At 61.1% G+C, this 17,300-nt stretch carries 21 protein-coding genes; 13 read left to right on the top strand and 8 right to left on the bottom strand.

Annotated elements, in window-relative coordinates:
* Window positions 1–219 precede the first annotated feature (219 nt).
* The 13 genes from ACWJKU_RS18795 (at window position 220) to ACWJKU_RS18735 (ending at window position 11,199) form a co-directional block, all read left to right on the top strand.
* Window positions 220–1,173 carry a hypothetical protein gene (locus ACWJKU_RS18795; RefSeq protein WP_454148251.1) on the top strand — a complete coding sequence of 318 codons (954 nt, stop codon included), beginning with the start codon at window positions 220–222 and terminating at the stop codon, window positions 1,171–1,173.
* A gap of 152 nt (window positions 1,174–1,325) precedes the next feature.
* Entirely contained in the window at window positions 1,326–3,887 is a 2,562-nt protein-coding gene (locus ACWJKU_RS18790; protein WP_454148249.1) for an FtsK/SpoIIIE domain-containing protein, read from the top strand.
* Between the two features lie 83 nt (window positions 3,888–3,970).
* Window positions 3,971–4,588: a hypothetical protein gene (locus tag ACWJKU_RS18785; RefSeq protein WP_101530075.1), complete on the top strand. Its 618-nt coding sequence runs from the start codon at window positions 3,971–3,973 to the stop codon at window positions 4,586–4,588.
* Window positions 4,510–5,136: a transglycosylase SLT domain-containing protein gene (locus tag ACWJKU_RS18780; protein WP_454148247.1), complete on the top strand. Its 627-nt coding sequence runs from the start codon at window positions 4,510–4,512 to the stop codon at window positions 5,134–5,136. The genes ACWJKU_RS18785 and ACWJKU_RS18780 overlap by 79 nt, the downstream gene beginning before the upstream one ends.
* 16 nt (window positions 5,137–5,152) lie before the next feature.
* Window positions 5,153–5,608 carry a single-stranded DNA-binding protein gene (locus tag ACWJKU_RS18775; protein ID WP_101530077.1) on the top strand — a complete coding sequence of 152 codons (456 nt, stop codon included), beginning with the start codon at window positions 5,153–5,155 and terminating at the stop codon, window positions 5,606–5,608.
* A 77-nt stretch (window positions 5,609–5,685) separates the two neighbouring features.
* Window positions 5,686–5,985 (top strand): hypothetical protein, encoded by a 300-nt coding sequence (locus ACWJKU_RS18770; RefSeq protein WP_101530078.1) that lies wholly within the window; start codon window positions 5,686–5,688, stop codon window positions 5,983–5,985.
* Between the two features lie 21 nt (window positions 5,986–6,006).
* Window positions 6,007–7,302: an FtsH/Yme1/Tma family ATP-dependent metallopeptidase gene (locus ACWJKU_RS18765; protein WP_101530079.1), complete on the top strand. Its 1,296-nt coding sequence runs from the start codon at window positions 6,007–6,009 to the stop codon at window positions 7,300–7,302.
* Window positions 7,287–7,847, top strand: coding sequence for a hypothetical protein (locus ACWJKU_RS18760; RefSeq protein ID WP_454148244.1), 561 nt, complete (start codon window positions 7,287–7,289; stop codon window positions 7,845–7,847). The genes ACWJKU_RS18765 and ACWJKU_RS18760 overlap by 16 nt, the downstream gene beginning before the upstream one ends.
* Window positions 7,848–7,857: 10 nt before the next feature.
* Entirely contained in the window at window positions 7,858–8,376 is a 519-nt protein-coding gene (locus ACWJKU_RS18755; protein WP_101530081.1) for a DUF2726 domain-containing protein, read from the top strand.
* The gene (locus ACWJKU_RS18750) at window positions 8,373–9,008 is read left to right on the top strand and encodes a fused MFS/spermidine synthase (protein ID WP_101530082.1); all 636 of its coding nucleotides are present in this window, start codon (window positions 8,373–8,375) and stop codon (window positions 9,006–9,008) included. Before ACWJKU_RS18755 ends, ACWJKU_RS18750 begins: the two co-directional genes overlap by 4 nt.
* The gene (locus ACWJKU_RS18745) at window positions 9,008–9,898 is read left to right on the top strand and encodes a spermidine synthase (protein ID WP_101530083.1); all 891 of its coding nucleotides are present in this window, start codon (window positions 9,008–9,010) and stop codon (window positions 9,896–9,898) included. The genes ACWJKU_RS18750 and ACWJKU_RS18745 overlap by 1 nt, the downstream gene beginning before the upstream one ends.
* 200 nt (window positions 9,899–10,098) lie before the next feature.
* On the top strand, window positions 10,099–10,836 hold the full coding sequence (locus ACWJKU_RS18740; RefSeq protein WP_454148241.1) for an EAL domain-containing protein: 738 nt from the start codon (window positions 10,099–10,101) through the stop codon (window positions 10,834–10,836).
* A 36-nt stretch (window positions 10,837–10,872) separates the two neighbouring features.
* Window positions 10,873–11,199 carry a hypothetical protein gene (locus ACWJKU_RS18735; protein ID WP_454148239.1) on the top strand — a complete coding sequence of 109 codons (327 nt, stop codon included), beginning with the start codon at window positions 10,873–10,875 and terminating at the stop codon, window positions 11,197–11,199.
* Here the strand turns inward: ACWJKU_RS18735 and ACWJKU_RS18730 are convergent.
* The 8 genes from ACWJKU_RS18730 to ACWJKU_RS18695 all read right to left on the bottom strand — a co-directional run.
* A complete protein-coding gene (locus ACWJKU_RS18730) occupies window positions 11,175–11,558 on the bottom strand; it encodes a hypothetical protein (RefSeq protein WP_101530085.1) in 384 nt (127 codons plus the stop codon). The two genes, ACWJKU_RS18735 and ACWJKU_RS18730, sit on opposite strands and share 25 nt — an antisense overlap.
* A gap of 11 nt (window positions 11,559–11,569) precedes the next feature.
* Window positions 11,570–11,782, bottom strand: coding sequence for a hypothetical protein (locus ACWJKU_RS18725; protein WP_101530086.1), 213 nt, complete (start codon window positions 11,780–11,782; stop codon window positions 11,570–11,572).
* A gap of 31 nt (window positions 11,783–11,813) precedes the next feature.
* Window positions 11,814–12,437, bottom strand: coding sequence for a DNA-binding protein (locus tag ACWJKU_RS18720; protein ID WP_101530087.1), 624 nt, complete (start codon window positions 12,435–12,437; stop codon window positions 11,814–11,816).
* Window positions 12,438–12,501: 64 nt separating this feature from the next.
* The gene (locus ACWJKU_RS18715) at window positions 12,502–13,302 is read right to left on the bottom strand and encodes a hypothetical protein (protein ID WP_226331899.1); all 801 of its coding nucleotides are present in this window, start codon (window positions 13,300–13,302) and stop codon (window positions 12,502–12,504) included.
* Complete coding sequence (locus ACWJKU_RS18710) at window positions 13,299–14,087, bottom strand: hypothetical protein (RefSeq protein WP_101530088.1); 789 nt, start codon at window positions 14,085–14,087, stop codon at window positions 13,299–13,301. Before ACWJKU_RS18710 ends, ACWJKU_RS18715 begins: the two co-directional genes overlap by 4 nt.
* On the bottom strand, window positions 14,077–14,340 hold the full coding sequence (locus ACWJKU_RS18705; RefSeq protein ID WP_454148235.1) for a GIY-YIG nuclease family protein: 264 nt from the start codon (window positions 14,338–14,340) through the stop codon (window positions 14,077–14,079). The genes ACWJKU_RS18710 and ACWJKU_RS18705 overlap by 11 nt, the downstream gene beginning before the upstream one ends.
* Window positions 14,337–15,167, bottom strand: a complete 831-nt coding sequence (locus ACWJKU_RS18700; RefSeq protein WP_101530090.1) for a hypothetical protein — start codon at window positions 15,165–15,167, stop codon at window positions 14,337–14,339. The genes ACWJKU_RS18705 and ACWJKU_RS18700 overlap by 4 nt, the downstream gene beginning before the upstream one ends.
* A gap of 906 nt (window positions 15,168–16,073) precedes the next feature.
* Window positions 16,074–17,300: replication protein RepA (locus tag ACWJKU_RS18695; RefSeq protein WP_454148233.1), on the bottom strand; the 1,227-nt coding region annotated here is incomplete at its 5' end.

Here is a 17,300-nt window from a genome sequence, read left to right as displayed (position 1 = left end):
CGACTGGAGAAGGGCAGCCCGGAAAACTACAAGCCGGGGCACAACCCCTTATTTAAGGAGGCCGTCGGGAAGTTGGGTTAAAAATTTTTTCCGGCCCCCCCCTTCTGGAAATTGTTTTTTTTGTTTTTTAAGGTTTGTTTATTTTACGAGGCCGGGGTCCCACAACACTACGCCCTGCCGACGCTAAAATTTTTTTTTGGGTTTGTTTCGAGGAAGAAAGTGGAAGCGGAATACGGCGGCGTGTTGGCCGAGGGCAACCGCCCCCTCATCAAGGCGTTTTCGCTGGGCATCCCCGAGGCCGTGGGCGACTACCCCATCTTCTCGTCCCACACCCGTTTCGACATCGGCACCCCCCGTGTTATTTTACTGGACTTGCAGGATTTGGCAATCATCGGTTCCGACTCGGCCTACAAACAGACCCCCCTGATGTACATGATCCCTCGGCAGAGCTTCTTGAAGAAGGTTGCCTTCTCCAAGGAAGACCTGCCGTACTTCGACGACCTGTATAAGCCCTACTACGACCGGCTCATCAACAACATCGTGGATGAGAACAAGGTGCTGTGCATGGACGAGTTCCACAAGACGGGCGGCCATGACGGCTTGAAGTTGCAGGTACTGACCGATGGCCGTGAAGCCCGGAAGTGGAACCTCGAAATCATCCTCGCTTCGCAGTTGTTGGAGGACTTCGGCGAACTCACCAAGATCGCCACGGCGCTCTTCATCCTCGACAGCGGCACCGAAGAAACCCGGCGCTGGCTGCGCGACAACATCGGCCTCAAGCCGGTCGAGGAATCGGCGCTGGTCAACTACGTGCATGGCGCAAACGCCCACGGCGCGACGTTCTTGGCTCGCTTCTCGACCAAGAACGCGACCTACAGCCAGCTATTCACGATGACAGCCGGTGCGATGCGCCTGTGGGCGCTCTCGACGACCGCAGAAGACCGGAAGCTGCGCGGCCTGCTCTATGAGTCGATGCCACGCCAACAAGCTCGCCGCCTGCTCGCCAAGCGGTTCCCCGGTGGCTCGTGCAAGAAGCTCGTGGAACGCCTCAAGGAAGAAACCTTCCGTGGAGCGGACTTCGTGGATAACGACATGGAGTCGAGCGTCATCGAGCGGCTCGCGAAGGAACTGATCCACGAGTATTACAACAGCACAGAGCTTGAAGTGGCCTGATCGACAGGGGTTGATACCGAATGGCGCAATAAAAGGGAGCTTCCCGGCAGCACGAAGTAAAGGCGTCTCGCCGTCGTAAGGACACTCGGCTGTTCGGGCAGAAGTTTTCGGACTTCTTCAACTCCGGTGATGGGGTGGTGCTCGGGCTGTTCATGCTGCCCATCATCTCTCTGGTGCTCGTGAAAGTGCCACTGTCCGGCGAGCTGATGCTGCTGATCGCGTGGATGTACGGAAGGAGCTTTGTTCGCACCGACAAACGCTCCTTTGACTTCCCGTACCGTGTGCCGCTGCTGGCGAAGGTAAGAGATGGCTCCACGCGGGGCGGCAAGGAAATCGGCAAGGGCGTCACGATGATCGGCAACGATCTGGAGACGAAGGAGCAGATTTACGCTGGCGACAGCGACCTGCGCACGCACATGCTCGTGCTCGGCACCACCGGCTCCGGTAAGACCGAGTTCCTGCTGGGCCTCGTCTTCAACGCACTTGTCCAGAACACCGGCTTCATCTACGTGGACGGCAAGGGCGATCCCAAGCTCCAGAAGGAAATCTTCCGCCTGTCGCGGTATCTGGGGCGGGAGGACGATCTGCTCATCATCAACTTCATCACCTCCGGGCGCGACTTCGTGGAGAAGCAGCCCGACAAGGTGACGAACAACATGAACATCATGGGGAACACCTCATCGGGCATGTTGATCGAGTTGATCGTGTCGCTGATGGACGACTCCGGTGGCGGTGGCGACATGTGGAAGGGGCGGGCGATCTCGTTCGTGGCGGCCCTGACGCGCCCGCTGATCTACCTGCGCGACAAGGGCTATATCAACCTGTCGCCGGAAAAGTACCTCGAATACTTCGAACTCAACGTGATCGAGGAACTGGTCTGGGAGCACAACGGCAAGTATGGGGACATGTTCGACGTGATCGTGGCTCCACTGCGCTCATACCTCGTGACCCTTCCGGGCTATCAGAAGACGAAGATGAAGAAGCAGGAGACGAAGACGCTGGAGCAGCACGGCTACATCGTCATGCAGCTTACCCGCATCTTCAACGACCTGACCTTCAACTACGGGCATATATTCAAGACCAAGGTCGGGGACGTGGACTTCTTCGACGTGGTTATCAACCGACGCCTGCTTGTCGTCCTGCTCCCGGCGCTGGAACGCGCCCCGGACAGCATGAGAATGCTGGGCAAGATGATCGTGGGCAGCATCAAGCAGATGATGGCGGGCTGCCTCGGCAACCGCGTGGAAGGCGTGGTGCGGGAGATCATCGACAGCCGTCCGACCAATGCGTCGTTCCCGTTCTACACGATCCTCGACGAATACGGCTACTACGCGGTGATCGGCTTCGCCGTGGCCCCGGCGCAGGCCCGTTCGCTGGGCTTCTCCGTGATCTTCGCGGCGCAGGACTTCTCGTCCCTCAAGAAGTCGAGTGCGGAGGAAGCGGACGCCACATGGGAAAACACGAACATCCGGGCAATCGGGCGCATCACCTCGGGGCAACGCTCCGAGACATGGGAGCGCATCCAAGGTGCTTCCGGCGAAGGCGAAGAAGCCCGCATGGCGGGGTTCGAGCGCCGTCCGGGCGGGGTCAATGAGGTTTTCCGTCAGCAGGACAACATCTCCATCGAGCGTCGCGCTCGCCTCGACTACGACGATCTGGCGATGCAGGAGAACGGTGAATTCACGTTCCTCATCGGCAAGAAGGAGCGCAATGGGCAGACGGGCGGGGTGCGCGTGATCCGGGGGATGGGCTTCTATACCGCAGGCCCAGCACCCAAGGAAATGCGCATCAACGATTTCTTGCCGGTGGAAGCACCCGAACCGTCCGACCTGCCGCAGAACCGCAAGGCGGTCGAAGCGTTGATGAAGAGCATGATCGACGGTTCGTTCCCGAAAACCGTGCGCAGCGCGGTGAAGGGCGACCCGATTCTCGCCTCCATGCACACGGCGTTCGAGCGCAACTACGAAGACCCGGAGCGTCCGCGTCTCGGGCGGCTCGACGCATCGTTCGCGGTGATGGGATGGTTCATCTCCGGTGGAGCGCAGATTCCGGCCAGCACGCAGCCGAAGGCAGCGGCAGGCGGCAGCAGCGCGACGCAGCCCGTGGAAAGCACCGACCTGACCCCAGCCAAGCCCGCGCCAACGACCAGCGCGGTTGCCGCCACCGATCCGGGCGATCCGCTTGGCCTCCAGCAAGCCGCAGCGACGAAGGCGCTGCTTGACGTGGCCGACCTCGTGCTGAGCCAGCCGAAGGGGGAAGGGGAGTCCGCCTACACGTCCGCGACACCGTACAAGATGGCCGAGGACGATGACGAAATCATCATCAGCGCCGAGGCGGTGACGACAAATATCGTTCTGACGGATGCCGACAGCGAAGCCTTCCGTGACAAGGCTCTGCCGATCCTTCGGCAACACCTGTTCATGCTCGACGACATGCCGTCCGAGGAAGAATGGGAGGAAGAGCTTTCCATCGCCGACCGCGACAAGCTGCTTGAGATGGAGGTGGTGGCATCTGGCGAGGCTTTCGCCAGCCTTGAGGACAAATGGGACACCGAGGATCGCATCCAAGAGACGCGGGGCGCGATTGCTCGGGAGACGACTTACATCGACCCGCCCGAGCCTGATCGCATCGACATTCCCGAAGCGAAGGACAAGCTCGACGCCCTGTCCGCAACGTGCGCGGAGCTAATGAAAAGCTCGCTTCGAGACATGTAGTCTGAGCACTTGTCAAAAATTGACAACCACAGTGTTTTGACTGACAATCAAATAATCGTACTTTTGATGGGTGAGGTGTTGTTGTGGGCATTTGGAAAGCAGGCAAGAAGGCAGCGAAGTTCACGTTTGTGTCCATGCCCCTGTCCATCCTTGGGATCAACCAACTCAAGATGGGCAACAGGCAGATCGCCGACCTCTGGAAGTCGCTCTCGAATCCGGTCTGCCCCGAATGCGACAAGGGCGTGCTGGTCATGCAGGGCGATGAGGGACAGGTCATCGACCAGCAGCAAGACGGCACCACGCGCCACCTTCACCCGTGGGTATGCAATAGCTGCGGCTTCGCTTTTCTTGAGGAAAGCGATGTCGCCAAGGTTCGCGAGAGTGCGGCGCGTTATCGCAACGAGCGCGTCAAGGCCGACCTCACAGACATGGAGTACGCCGAGCGCGAGAAAATCGCTCGCGGGCACCGCCTGCACTCACGCGCCTTCTTCGTTGCCAGCACGCTTGCGGCCATCGGCTTCATCTACATGCTTGCATCCGGGGCGGCACTCTTGCTGGCCCTGAACTGGCTCTCGATTGCCTTCGCCCTGTGGGTCTTCGGTATGAAGAAGAGCTACAGGTCATGGCAGGTGAAGACGGGGCACCTGTTTGTGGACGGGGCGTTCTGGTTCTGGTTCAAGCACGAAAAATGGCTCGGCTGATGAAACCTCTCTTCGCACTGGCGGCGGCACTAGCCGCTTTTTCCGCTTTCGCACAGACGCCGGACGGCAGCAGCCCGGCAATCCCGAATTCCGATGACTTCTACGCAATCCGCCCGGCCACCATCGACTGCGTTATCCGGGCTGCGCAGAAGCAGGGAGTCCCCGCCAACGTGCTGCTCGCGCTGGCCAGCGTCGAGGGCGGCAAGAACGGCCAGTTCGTCGGCAACACGAACGGTAGTAAGGACATCGGCCACTTCCAGATCAACACAATCCACTGGAAGCAGAACGGTCGGTTTGCGCAGTACCCCTCGATCACTCAACAGGATGTCGCATGGCGCGGCTGCTACAACGCAGAGCTTGCCGCTTGGATGCTTCGCCAGCACATCGACGAACCCACGGGACAAGACTTCTGGACACGGGTGGCGAACTACCACTCCAAGACCCCGAAGTACAACGCCGTGTACCGCAGCAAGCTGATTCCCTTCGCAATCCAGTGGGGCAATTGGCTGCAACAACGATACGCCCACGTATCAGTCTCTCAACAATGAAAGGAGCAGCCTCATCATGAGCCGCATCAACAACTCGTTCCGTTTCACGGGCAACCTCGGCACCGATCCCGAGGTTCGCTACAACCCGAACAATGGCGACCCCATTGCCAGCATCCCGCTTGCGGTGGACGCCTCGTACAAGAACCGGGAAACCGGCGAGAAGGTCGAGAAGGTGGACTGGTTCGACCTGACCATCTACTACAAGGGTCTGGTCGATGTGGTGCAGAAGTACACCCGCAAGGGGTCGCAGATTCAGGTGCGCGGCAACATGCGCAAGCGGGTCTGGGAATCGAAGGATCGCAAGGACGGCGAGGGCCGCCCGATCAAGGAAAGCCGCATTGAATTCGTCGTAACCGAGATCATGCTGCTGGGCCGTCCGAAGGATGATGCCGCGCCGGAACCGGGCAGCACATACACCGTGCCGGAAGGCGTCGATCCGGCCCCGGACTTCGACGACGACATTCCGCTGTAACGACCCAAGGCGACGGGCGCAGGTGTTCGCAGCACCTACGCCCGTCTGACCATTCTCGATTCAGGGGAACCGAGAGGATGGCTGTCGAGAAGCATACCGAGAAAGACCCATTCGCAGGGGCAGCCGTGTATCGGCTGCGACGCGACGCACTGATGATCGTCTCCAACCTCAACCGGGGACAGAGAGTCAGCAATCAGGAGGCGAAGCGGCAACTCGTCTTCGTGCAGGCGCAACTGTGCAAGGCGGCTCTCGCCGACCCGCGCCTGCCGGAGAAAGCCAAAGCGGCCTTGCTCCAGTTCCACGCAGAAACCGTAACGGAGAATCTTGAAGACCGACGCGGCTCGCGGCGGCGGCAGGATTCCCGCATTTCCGCTTAGGCGGCATGAAGAGGGAGGCGCATGAAAAAGTACCTTGAGCGGCTGAGGCAGATCGTGCGTCACCCGCTGACGAAACGCATCGGACTGGCCGTGCCGATCAATGCCTGCATGGGTCTGGCACGCTCGTGGCTGGGCTACGAGCAGTCCGCTTTCATTGGCCTGCTGACAGGTGTGGCATCTGTCGCACTCGCCGACCTTATCTTGAGCGATAGCAATACTCGGAAGGCCCGCTGGGAACAGACGCGGAACCTCGTTCGTGAGAACTGGGGAAGCGCGGCCCGCATGGGTGCGCTGCTGGCCGTGATGGGCTTGACCTACAGTAATCGCCAGTCGCCCGCCGAGCCGCTTGTGCAGCAGGTGTTGGCGATGGTGGAAATCCTCGGCTTGGTGGCGGTCATGGTGGTGCCGCCGCTCCGCGACGTGCTCATGACGGCCTCGTCAGGTGGCTGGAACACGGTCAGCAGCATGGTCAGCCGATTTGTCTGGGGCTTGACCGCTTACACGGTGGCACTGTGGATGATCGGCGCAGCAGGCGATGACGCCTACCGCTGGATCGCCGCCAATCCGAATGAGGCAACCGTGATGGCGGCCTCGCTGGCTATTTGCTGGGCAATCCTGCGCGTCGGCTCCGGCCCCGCTGCTACCCCGGCAATCGCTCGGAGCGGCATGGCCGCCGCTGCCGGGGTAGCGGTGTTCCCCCGCAGGCCAACACCCCGCGACAACCGCTACACAGCCGCGCACGAAGCGGGGCACGCGCTGGTCTATGCGGCGCTCGGGAGCCTTCCAGCCGATGTGAAATTGGCCGTGAACGAACAGCCGGACGAGAACGGCACTCTCGGGTTTGTCACCGGCATCAGCAGCAAACACCACCTCGACGAGAAGTCGTTTGCGGAGTGGTACATGCTGGTCTTTCTTGCCGGGAAGCTCGGTGAAGCCGTCATGCACGGCGAATCGACGCTGGGCAGCAGCAATGACCATCTCCGCTGGCTTGGCGTGGCCCGCAGCTATCTTGCCAACCACTATCGCGGCATGTACTACGCCGAGCCGCAAAACAAGTTCGAGCAGGAGCAGAACGAAGCCAAGCTCGAAGCGTTGCAGGCCGAACAACTGGCAATGCTGCGCACGCTCTTCGACGCGAACGCCGAAGTGTTCAAGCAGCTTGCCGACACGCTGCTGGAGACGCGGACGATGGGCCGCGACGACCTGATCCCCTTCCTGAGCCGCGTGAAGCTGCCCGACAGCTTCCCGCTCCCATTTGGGCCGTTCGCGCAGTTCAGTGCGCAATGGCCGGAGGACACTGAATGCAATACGCGCTGATTGAAATCCAGAAACGAATGCTGCTGGTCGCAGCGAACGAGATGCAGTCACTCGACACGTACCATGACGCCATCGCAGAGCAGGACAAGCCAGACGAGACACAGCACCCGTACCACGTCTGCTATGGCTGCTACATGCCGCAGCGTGGCATTGATGAAGATACGGCTCTGGAGGACTTCAAGGCCGCCCGTGACCACTGGATCGGGTACATCCAGCAGGAGAAGTGCCACATCATCGCCTTCCACGACGCCGAGCCGATGGAACCCGAACGCATGGGGCGAGCGATCCGCATCCCGTTCGCCGCGCTCGTGCAGGCGCACGCCCCGGTGATCGAGCAGATCGGCGACAAGGCGTCCGTGCAGGCCGTCACGGGGTTCCTGCGGTACGCCGGGATGTCTCCGGCGACCAACATCCTGAACCGTCCCGGCGTCATCGCCCTCAAGGGCATCGAGCGCCGCGTGAAGGATGGGCCGGTGAATCCAGCCGACTGGCGCAAGCACATCGACCGCGACCGCGCCAAGCGCACCGCTCGCGCCATCAAGTAGGGGAGGGCGCATGGACACTAGCCTTCTCCTGATCGTGCTGGCCGTCGCTGCCGTCGCCGCACTTCTGTGGAAACGGCAGCAGGGCATGGCGACCCGCCAGAGCATCAAGGACTCCGACAAACCGTGGCCCTTCGCGGCCCGGTCGGTGCTCACCGAGCGCGAACGCGAAATGTTCCGCACGCTGCAAGAGGCGCTGCACCCGCACTACATCGTTCTCAGCCAAGTGGACATGAAACAGGTGCTGCGCATCAAGGATCGCCGCAACGAGCGGCGCTGGCGTGGCGTTATCGCACAGAAGAGTCTCGACTTCGTGGTGTGCGACTACGACACAACCGTAATCGCGGTGATCGAGCTTGATGACAAGTCACATCAACGTGCCGACCGGCAACGCTCCGATGCAGACAAGGAACGCGCTCTGAAAGACGCTGGCATCAAGTTCTGGCGCTTGCGCAATGTACCCAGCGTGCAGCAAGTCCAGAAGATTTTTGGGCTGTATCGCCCAGCCACGGCGGAGATGGCGACAGCATGAGCAACTACCGCAATCTCCTGATCTATGCCGCAGCCGGATGGAGCGGGTTCTTCGTCATGGGCGTGGAACTGCTCGGGGGCCGCTTGCTTGCACCGTATTTTGGCAGCAGCATCTTCGTCTGGGGCGGGATCATTGCCGTCTTCATGACATGCCTGTCGATAGGCTACCTGATTGGCGGCCAGCTATCGCTGCGCAAGCCCTCGATGTCCCGGCTCGGCCTGCTGCTCGCTGGAGAAGCGACACTGGCCCTGCCCATCATTGCCGCAGGCGACGTGATTCTCGAATACCTTTCCTACCTCGTGCCAGACCCGCGCTACGGGTCGCTGCTGGGGTCGTTGCTGCTGTTTGGCGCACCGACCTTGATGTCCGGGATGATCTCCCCTTATGCGGTGCGCCTGCTGATCTCTGACCTGCACAAATCAGGCCGCTCGGCGGGCGTGCTGTATTTTGTCTCCACCCTCGGGTCAGCAGCGGGAACGATCCTGACCTCGTTCTACTTCGTGCTGTATCTGGAGATCAACACCATCATCCTGAGCCTGATCTGCGCATCCGGCGCGGTTGGAGCAACCCTGCTCATCGCAGACAGGGCCGAACGGCGGAGGGCCAGCGCGTGCGTGTGCGAAGCCTGCTGATGGGCGCTGCCTTGGCCTTGGCCGCAGGGCAAGGCGCAGCCAGTGCTGATGGCGAGCGGTTCAGCGCGTCCCGCATCGTCTATCAGGAAAAGTCGCTTTACCGGAACATCCTCGTCGCCGAAGGCGATGGGTACAGGTGCATGAAGTTTGGTCGCCTGCACGCCCGGCAGACGTGCATCGAAATCGCGAATCCGACGCGCCTCGTGCTCAACTACACACGGGGCTTGCTGACGGGCCTGTACATCACGGAATCGCCACGCCGAGTCCTCGTGCTCGGACTGGGCGGAGGCGTGCTTCCGAGGGCGCTGCGCACGCTTGACGGGGCGATGGAGATCGACACGGTGGAACTTGATCCCGCCGTGGTGCAAGTCGCCCAGTCGCACTTTGGCTACCGTGAAGACGCCCGGTCACGGGCGTATGTTGACGACGCACGAGTCTTTGTCCGCAAACAACGCAGGCAGGGGTCGATCTACGACCTCATCGTCATCGACGCCTTCGACAAGGACTACATCCCGGAGCACTTGCTGACACGGGAGTTTCTGGAAGAGGTGAAGTCTCTGTTGAGTCCAAGCGGTGCGATTGCTGCGAACACATTTGCCGAGGGTGCGCTGGCCCGCCACGAAGCGGCGACCTATCAAGCGGTCTTCGGGAGCGTCTTCAACGTGGATATGGACGGCGGGAACCGGATCATTCTGGCGCGTCGAGACAGGCTTCCGTCGCTGACCTCTATCCATGATGCGGCAACCCGTCTGGACGCACGCTTTAAGCCTCTGGGTGCCTCGTCCGCCGATCTGCTGCCCCGGATCAGGCCGCAGGCGCAGGCGACCGGCGTGCGCGTCCTCACCGACCAGTTTTCACCGTCAAACCTGCTTCTCCAGCAGGCGAAGTAGACGGTCGAGCAGTCGCACTCTAATCCATGCTCGCTACACATAACGACATCGTTTATTTATTGAGAGAAAACGCCACATAAACCACAATTACTCTACAATCAGCCGTCACCATCACATAAAAAAACAGGCTTTCTAACAGCTTGACTTAACATGGACTATGCTCCATATTTCATGCACAAGCACGAGATATGGAGGCCGCCATGCACCGTCTCACTTCACCCCTCTGCGAGTCACCCAGCGAGCAGCCAGCGGCCTTCGCCGCGATCCGCCCGCACTTCCAGCCCATCGTCGCCAGTCGCAGCCACGCGCTTTTCGCGGTGGAGGCGCTACTGCGGCTTCCCGCGATGGCCACAAGCTGCGAGCCGCTGGTTCGGCAGTGGGAAGCAAGCGGCGAGGTCGTGAAGATCGACATCCTGATGGTGCGGCGTGTCGCTGCCGCGCTGCGGCGATCCACGCTCGGCCTGCCGCTGCGCGTAGGCGTGAACGTCTCCGCGCTGACGGTCGCACTGATCCCGGATCAGTACCTGCGCGAACTGGAGCACTTGACCAAGGTGGCGTCAGGCGTGATCGTCGAAGTGACGGAGACGTATCCGATCCACGACATCGGCGCTTTGCTCTACTTCGCCCGGAAGTGCTCTGCGCTGGGCGTGAGGATCGCTCTGGATGACTGCAAGCCACAGCACGTCTTTTCGTCACCGTGGCTTGTAAGCTGGGTGAGGCCGGACATAATCAAGATCGACGGCGCACTGCTGTGCCAGTGTTTTGAGCAGCAATCCGTCGAGCCGGTGGCAGAGATCATTCGGCTTGCCCGCTCCATCGGAGCGGCGGTCGTGGCTGAGCACATCGAATCGAAGGTGATGGGAGACTGGGCCTGCAATCTGGGCGCAGGCTTCATGCAGGGCTACTACTTTGGCACCCCGCAGCCCCTGCATGGGTAGGGAACAACTTTCCGCGCCGGGAGGCATCCAACGCGCATGGAACCAGCACTCGATCAGGACACCGTGGCGGCCTTTGGCCGCCGAAGACGGCTGTGGGTCGGCGTGTCGATTTGCAGCGCCGTCATCCTACTGCTGTCGATCATGAGCAGCGCCCGTGGCGAGCCTGTTTTCGTGCTGCAACTTTCTGGCCTCGCGGCGCTGGCCGCCTTCGTGCTCGCTTCGGCGATTCTTTGCCGGTGCCCGCGATGCAGGCGCTTCGTTTACGACCGGGAGCGGATCGCTCTGGGATGGACGGTAAGCAACTGCGAGCACTGCAACACCCCTCTGTGGCGGAAGGATCACCGCCCATCGAGTGACGGGTAATCCGCGATTTCACAGCCAGCCAAGACGCGGAAGATCAGCGGAGGAATGGGCTGTCCTAGCTCGCCGTGAGCCTCGTAGACGACACCCGGTTCCGGGTGGAAGAGGCCATGCGGCGCATCCTTCCCGAGCCACATGCGTGCCCGGTAGTCACAAACCACGCCGTCCGGGAACTGAATCCAGCAGTGCAGCCCGATGTCTCCAACATGCGGCAGCCTCAGTGCGCCGTGGCAGGCACGGTGCTCAACACCCTCGCGCAACAGGAGGGCGGAGATGACGCGGGTCATGCCATCGCATTCGAGCGGCAGCACATCCAATGGCGAAAGCCACTGCGAAAGCGCCTGTACGTCTATTGCAGCCATCGGCAGCCCCCTCAGTACATGCAGCGCACGTAATCCGCCCACACGCCATAGGCCGCGCTCATCAAGTCAGCATCGGACATCGCAGCAAGCTCGGCTCTGGTGTAACCGCATTCCTCGAAGCTCGGCGTGTCTTCGAGCAGAAAGGTGCGTTCCTCGGTGGTCAGCGGTGTACGCCCACTGCGGATGTCGTCGATTCGCTCATCGGTGAAGTGGTCAGCTTTCATTGCATCGCTCCTGTTTGTCTTTCATCGTCCACTACTTCTTGGCCTTCGGCGCAACGCCAGCCGCTGCCAGCCGCTCTTCGAGACTGGCAAGTTGCTGCTGGACATCGCCAGCCTTGGCAAGCTGGCCCTGAAGGTCAATCACCTGCTGCTCGGCCTTGGCAAGAGCAGAGCGAGTCTCGCGAAGCTCAACCTCCATGCGCGTCGCGTGCTCGGCACGTTCCTCCAGACGGCCAACCTTCAACTCCAGCGCCCGATTTGCCTCTCGCAAGGCGGCAAGCTCATCAGCACGGGCGGCATCCTGCGCTTCCAGTCGGGCGATTTCCTCAGTTGCCTCGCTCAGTTCGCTTTTCATCGCACCCACACGGGCCTCAGCATCCTTGCGCACAGCCTCAGACTCCACCCGCGCTTGCAGGGCCACCTCAGCGTATATGGTGCGCACGAGGTCAGCCCCGCGAGCGAGCAGGGCATCCGGCACCTCCACGGCAGCCTCTTCGCCTTTCTCGCGCCGAGCCTCCCAGTCGGCAAGCATCGGTTTGAGCGTGGTGAATGACCCGCCGACGCGCTGCTGGATCAGCCGGAAGGTGGGCTTGCCGCCTGCGGCGACGATGGCATCAGCGGCGGTATCGACCGCCTGCTGGGTAACGACCTGTTGCATGACTGGTTCCTTTCACAGTAACACCGTAACGTGTTACGTTATGATAACGTAACGCCGTATTGAGTCAAGCACGGCCCGCCTTGCGTCGCCGCACGGTCGGCGCTTCCTTCACGTACTCAACGCCCGCCGAATGCGCTTCCAGCACCTTGCCCATCTGGGCGACCGCCTCCATCATGGAATCTCGCAGCCGTTCGATGGAGCCATAGGTGCCGAAGACGCCGTTGTTGAGGACGAACTTGACCGCTTTGCCAAACTCTTCCGGGTGCAGCGACCAGTCTTCGAGATCGAGGCCGGACACGCGCTCGAATTCATCGACGCGCTCGCGCAACCGCTCGTAGTGGCGGGTGCGCGACTCAACCTCGCGCTCGAATGATTGCTTGCGGATCGCGTCCAGTTCGGCAACCCGTTTGGACGCGATCTGCTCAATCTCGGCGCTATCCACCTCGGACATCTTGCGGAATAGGGCGGCCATGAAAGGGCGGCCAGCGGGTACAGCGTCTTTCTGGGGCGCTGGTTTGACCGTCACCAGCTTTCCTTCCTGAACCTCCATCAGCCCCCATGTGTCAGGCAACTCACCGTCCTTCACGATGCCCGGCCCGGTAACAAGCCACCAGTAGTCGCAATACTGGGCCACCGGCTCGGCCTTGGCCGGGTTCTGCAATTCGCGCAACCAATCGTTGCGGTACACCTTGAACTCGAATCCGTGGATCGCCAGACCACGGGAAGGCCAGAGGTTCATCGCCACCGCATCAGCGTGGCGGCGGGCCTCGCTGCCCGTGCCGTTGCTGACCTCGAAGGCGAGCGCCCATTCCCGGACTGGATACTTGGCTCGGATGAGCGCCTTGATCTCCGCCGCTGTCGTCATCCAAGCACCTTCCTGCGATTGTCGATTGGAATCAGCGCAGCAAAGCCCAATGCCACCAGAGCCTCGTAAAGCGGCTTGGCGCGGTCGCCCAGAGCGATCAGCGAGAGGGTTGCGAGCCAGTGTGCCTCCATCGTCGTGAGACGACTCTGCACCTGCTGCCGCGACAAGAGGCTGGAAGCAAGCGGACGGAACGCTGTCGGCATCTCAACCGAGTCGCTGCCGGGATCGTGTTCAGGTGCGGGTCGTTGCCGCGACAGCAGCCACACGTTGCCGCCTTCGTCGTAGTCGGGGCAGGGTGACGCGGCCTCATGGATGTACGGCGCGGCCCCCATGAAAACCCAGCGGGTTGGATCGACGATTCGACCGTCCGGGGTTTCGATCCATCCGTGATGAACGATTGGCTTCCCGTGGAACATGGTGCCGGGGCGTATCGGGCCGAGATAGTGCCCGTACACGGCCCGACCGACCAGCAAACCCGCTGCCAGCACCTTGCAGGCGACTGCGTAGCAGTTGCCCGGCCATTCTGTGATTGGCATCTCGATGGCAGCCGCGACGGCTTGGACATCCCAACGGGAGGCGTCATCGGATTCATCAGCCTCAAGGTCTGGATACTCGTCGAGCAGGGCCGACCACGGGTCAGCGCCTTGCTCATAGGACTCTCGCCACGCATCGGCATCGGCAACGCTGACGCCGTGGTCGCTGGCGAGCATTTCCAGCGTGGTGTACCAGTCCTCGAAGGACTGCACTGTCCCCATGAAGGCCAGAGGATTGCGCTCACTGGTCATGATGGATTCCTTTCAAGTAGGCGAGCTTTTTCGCTCGCGGCAGTTGCTTGATGAACCACTCAGCGCGGGACGCGCTGGAGCGATCCGGGAATTCGGCGGATGCGAGTACGCGAACGGGTGGGTTCGCCCGCGTGAAGCGGGCACCTTTCCCGGTTGCATGGGCGGTGAAGCGGGCCGCTATGTCGGTGGTGATTCCGGCATAGAAAGCCCCGTTGCGGCACTCGATCAGGTAGAGGTGCCAAGGCTGGCTCATGCCTTGGCCCTCACGGGAGTGGGGCGGGCGATGACGGTTTGCTTTACATCATCCCGAACCGTGTGTTTTTTGACGGTGGCCTTGACCGTTGCGGACTGGCCCTCTCCCGGAACGGCACTGCCAGCACCGATGTAGATGATGCGATTGCCGCAGTCATCCTCGCAGATGTGGAGGTACTTCCAGATCGGCGGGAAGACATCCGGCTCGCTGAGGTCGATGATCCGCTTCACCGTGATGGTGAATTCACGCCGCTGGCCGATCTCGCCAATCCATTCGGAGCGCAGTTCGCGCACCCGCGCCTCGGCACGGGCGTGTGCCTTCTCGATGACACCGCGAGCCGCCTCGATCTGGCGCTCGGTAAGGATGTGAACGGCGTCGATGCGCGACACAAGGTCGGCCAGAAATTCACTGCCCGCAGCGAGTGCCCGCATCTCGGCGATCACCTCGGACTGCTCGGCACACCACGTCTGCCAGACGGCGTGCTCGGCAGCCCGACGCTCGGCCTCTGCCGCCTCTGCTTTGGCCTTGGCAGTGGCACGGCGCTTCTCCTGAGCCGCGACCAGCTTTGCCAGCCGTTCCTCGGTGTAGACAGGTTCCGTGCGGGGTTCGCCCTTCCCGGTGCCACCGCACTGGTAGCACGTCCAACCTGTATGGCTCCACGCCTCGCTACCGCCACGGCCACCACAGCGCCCACACACAGGGGTGAAGCTGTATCGGGCGGTGCCTTTTGGCAGATCAATCGAATGAACGCGCTCAGCCGCAACAGGCGCTCCGCCACGGGAGAACCACTGAGGTTTTTCTGCTGACGGGGTGGTGTTCTGGGTCATCGGGAACGCTCCGGGAGACTGTCTAGCCTTAATCATGGATTATAGTCCATCTTTTGTCAAGGCTGTTAGAAAACTGATTCCGCGATGGTTGGAGTTGGCGTTTCATCGTGGTTTTCTGGCGCATTGCTCGCTCTGATGACGATGCGATCACACCCTTGAAGACCGTTTTTTGCATGGACGGTAATCCATAATCTGCTCAGCTTCCTGTGATCCGGCTCCATAGCAGCCAGCAGGAAACGCGCTGGAGCGATGAAACGTGACAGGCGCACCCTGACCATTGGCAAGCATGAGATCGTGGCTCAGGGGCCATTTGCGGGCCGCTATGCGACTGTTCCGCGTCATGGGCTGGGTGCCGGGTTTTGCTTTTCGCCTTTCAGAAAGAAATTTCGTAGAAATGAGTAGCCACGCGGCAGGCGGTGGGCAACGCGAAGCGTTGTCCACGGACTGATGCGTCTTCCGGTGGGGAACCTGCGGATCGCGAGCTTTGCGAGCGACTGTCCATAGGTGCGAAGCGCCTGTGGGCAGGCAGGTTGTCCACGGGGCGCGTCAGCGCAGCTACTTGTTATAGATACCTACTTGAAAGAAGAGCTACTTGAAAAAAAGAGCTACTTGGGCGCGGGTAGGCGGTTCCCTGAAAGCCCCACTGGGCGGGGGTTGTTGGTGTTTCATCGCAGTTTATTTGTTGGTGTTTCATCGTGGCATTTGTTGGTGTTTCATCGCAGGAATAGTTGGTGTTTCATCGTGGACAACTTTTCTCTGGAGAGGCGAAACCCAGTGCTGATGCGGGTTGCAGAATTGTTTGCGTTTCATCGTGGATAACTCCGGCAATCCACAGACTTGTTCGACCGGGCGGCAGGCGTCCGGGCACAAAAAACCCGGCCTGAGCCGGGTTGGTGTGAGGGCAAGTCAGTCTGGACTTGGGAGGACGTGTGGCGGTGACGGTAGCAGGGTGAGGGTGTCCTTGGTGGTTCGGAACTTAGCCTCGCGATAGACGCTGGAAACCATCCGCAGGCACGTCTTGAAGCTGGTGATGAAGTTCTTGAGTCCTTGCTCGTCGTCGGCGTAGTTGGCACCAAACTGCCACTTGAGTTGCTTCCAACTGATCGGGGTCGGTGCAGAGATCGAGTTGTAGCGGTAGGTCATCCAGATGTAGATGTCGATGGCCAGCGGTGAGCGCAGCTTGTGCAGCACTCGAAGGTCGATGGGGACGCTGTGCGCGATGCACTCATCAAAGAACTTCTGCGAGAGCGTCAGTTGGCTTTCCCACGGGGACTTTGCGTCCGGGTCGTGCGGGTTCCACAGCAACATGCCACTGTCGGTCAGGTTGACATTGCGCCAATGGAACTGGGAGTCGGGAGCGCCGATAAGGGTGATGTGGGAGGTGAACAGTCGCTTGGCCTGCTCGGTAAGACGGGTCAGGTCGCCGCGTGGGCCGCCGCCCGTGCCCAGCCCGAGCTTCTTGGCGAACTCGTTTTTCGAGCGCCCCAAGGAGATCACGGGTTCCTTCGTCCGTTTGGCTTCGGTGCAGAGGAACGCCGTGATAAGGCGTGGCATCTTTCCGTAGGGGAGGCCGATGTCCGGGTCGTTCAGGATCGTGAGAGAGAGGTCGCCGTTTCTGCGCTTGAACACAGCGCCTTCGATCTCGCTGTGTGGCAGCGAGGCGTAGATCATCGCCGTCGCGATGACCCCGAGTTGGTTGTGATCCTTGGCTGGTTTCTCTTCGATCTCAAGGGACAACTGGAACAGGTCGAGTTCACCTTGACGCTTGGGGCGATCCGACCAGTTGACCGCAGGCCGTCCGCGCTTCTTCTTCTGGGGGGCATCTTGCGGGGCAGGCAGTGCTGCCTGCTGGGGCGGCTGTGGCGGGGTCGGAAGATCGTCGAAGAGGTCTGCTTCGACGGAAGCGGTTTTTGGGGACGGGGCGTGGGGTTCCTGCGCATTACGCAGGTGGGTATCCAACTGATCGGTGGCTCTTGGAGGCAAGGCAACAGAGAAGGGGGAGTTCTCTTGAGCCTGTTTCATGCGCTGGTACATCCCCCGGCCTTCGCGCTCGTTACCGCCCATCGCGACGTACTTGGCAACCCATGTTGCCTCGTCTGCGATTCCTGATTGCGCTGTCTGCCCAAGCCCCAT

The organism is Methylocaldum sp. MU1018 (assembly GCF_053646775.1).
This window is presented reverse-complemented; position numbering and strand designations above follow the sequence as displayed.

What these genes read in the sequence shown, in the direction of transcription:
- ACWJKU_RS18790 (WP_454148249.1), top strand. Translation starts at nt 1,326, where the DNA reads ATGCTGCCCATCATCTCTCTGGTGCTCGTGAAAGTGCCACTGTCCGGC.
- ACWJKU_RS18780 (WP_454148247.1), top strand. Translation starts at nt 4,510, where the DNA reads ATGGCAGGTGAAGACGGGGCACCTGTTTGTGGACGGGGCGTTCTGGTT.
- ACWJKU_RS18775 (WP_101530077.1), top strand. Translation starts at nt 5,153, where the DNA reads ATGAGCCGCATCAACAACTCGTTCCGTTTCACGGGCAACCTCGGCACC.
- ACWJKU_RS18770 (WP_101530078.1), top strand. Translation starts at nt 5,686, where the DNA reads ATGGCTGTCGAGAAGCATACCGAGAAAGACCCATTCGCAGGGGCAGCC.
- ACWJKU_RS18765 (WP_101530079.1), top strand. Translation starts at nt 6,007, where the DNA reads ATGAAAAAGTACCTTGAGCGGCTGAGGCAGATCGTGCGTCACCCGCTG.
- ACWJKU_RS18760 (WP_454148244.1), top strand. Translation starts at nt 7,287, where the DNA reads ATGCAATACGCGCTGATTGAAATCCAGAAACGAATGCTGCTGGTCGCA.
- ACWJKU_RS18755 (WP_101530081.1), top strand. Translation starts at nt 7,858, where the DNA reads ATGGACACTAGCCTTCTCCTGATCGTGCTGGCCGTCGCTGCCGTCGCC.
- ACWJKU_RS18750 (WP_101530082.1), top strand. Translation starts at nt 8,373, where the DNA reads ATGAGCAACTACCGCAATCTCCTGATCTATGCCGCAGCCGGATGGAGC.
- ACWJKU_RS18745 (WP_101530083.1), top strand. Translation starts at nt 9,008, where the DNA reads ATGGGCGCTGCCTTGGCCTTGGCCGCAGGGCAAGGCGCAGCCAGTGCT.
- ACWJKU_RS18740 (WP_454148241.1), top strand. Translation starts at nt 10,099, where the DNA reads ATGCACCGTCTCACTTCACCCCTCTGCGAGTCACCCAGCGAGCAGCCA.
- ACWJKU_RS18735 (WP_454148239.1), top strand. Translation starts at nt 10,873, where the DNA reads ATGGAACCAGCACTCGATCAGGACACCGTGGCGGCCTTTGGCCGCCGA.
- ACWJKU_RS18730 (WP_101530085.1), bottom strand. Translation starts at nt 11,558, where the DNA reads ATGGCTGCAATAGACGTACAGGCGCTTTCGCAGTGGCTTTCGCCATTG.
- ACWJKU_RS18725 (WP_101530086.1), bottom strand. Translation starts at nt 11,782, where the DNA reads ATGAAAGCTGACCACTTCACCGATGAGCGAATCGACGACATCCGCAGT.
- ACWJKU_RS18720 (WP_101530087.1), bottom strand. Translation starts at nt 12,437, where the DNA reads ATGCAACAGGTCGTTACCCAGCAGGCGGTCGATACCGCCGCTGATGCC.
- ACWJKU_RS18715 (WP_226331899.1), bottom strand. Translation starts at nt 13,302, where the DNA reads ATGACGACAGCGGCGGAGATCAAGGCGCTCATCCGAGCCAAGTATCCA.
- ACWJKU_RS18710 (WP_101530088.1), bottom strand. Translation starts at nt 14,087, where the DNA reads ATGACCAGTGAGCGCAATCCTCTGGCCTTCATGGGGACAGTGCAGTCC.
- ACWJKU_RS18705 (WP_454148235.1), bottom strand. Translation starts at nt 14,340, where the DNA reads ATGAGCCAGCCTTGGCACCTCTACCTGATCGAGTGCCGCAACGGGGCT.
- ACWJKU_RS18700 (WP_101530090.1), bottom strand. Translation starts at nt 15,167, where the DNA reads ATGACCCAGAACACCACCCCGTCAGCAGAAAAACCTCAGTGGTTCTCC.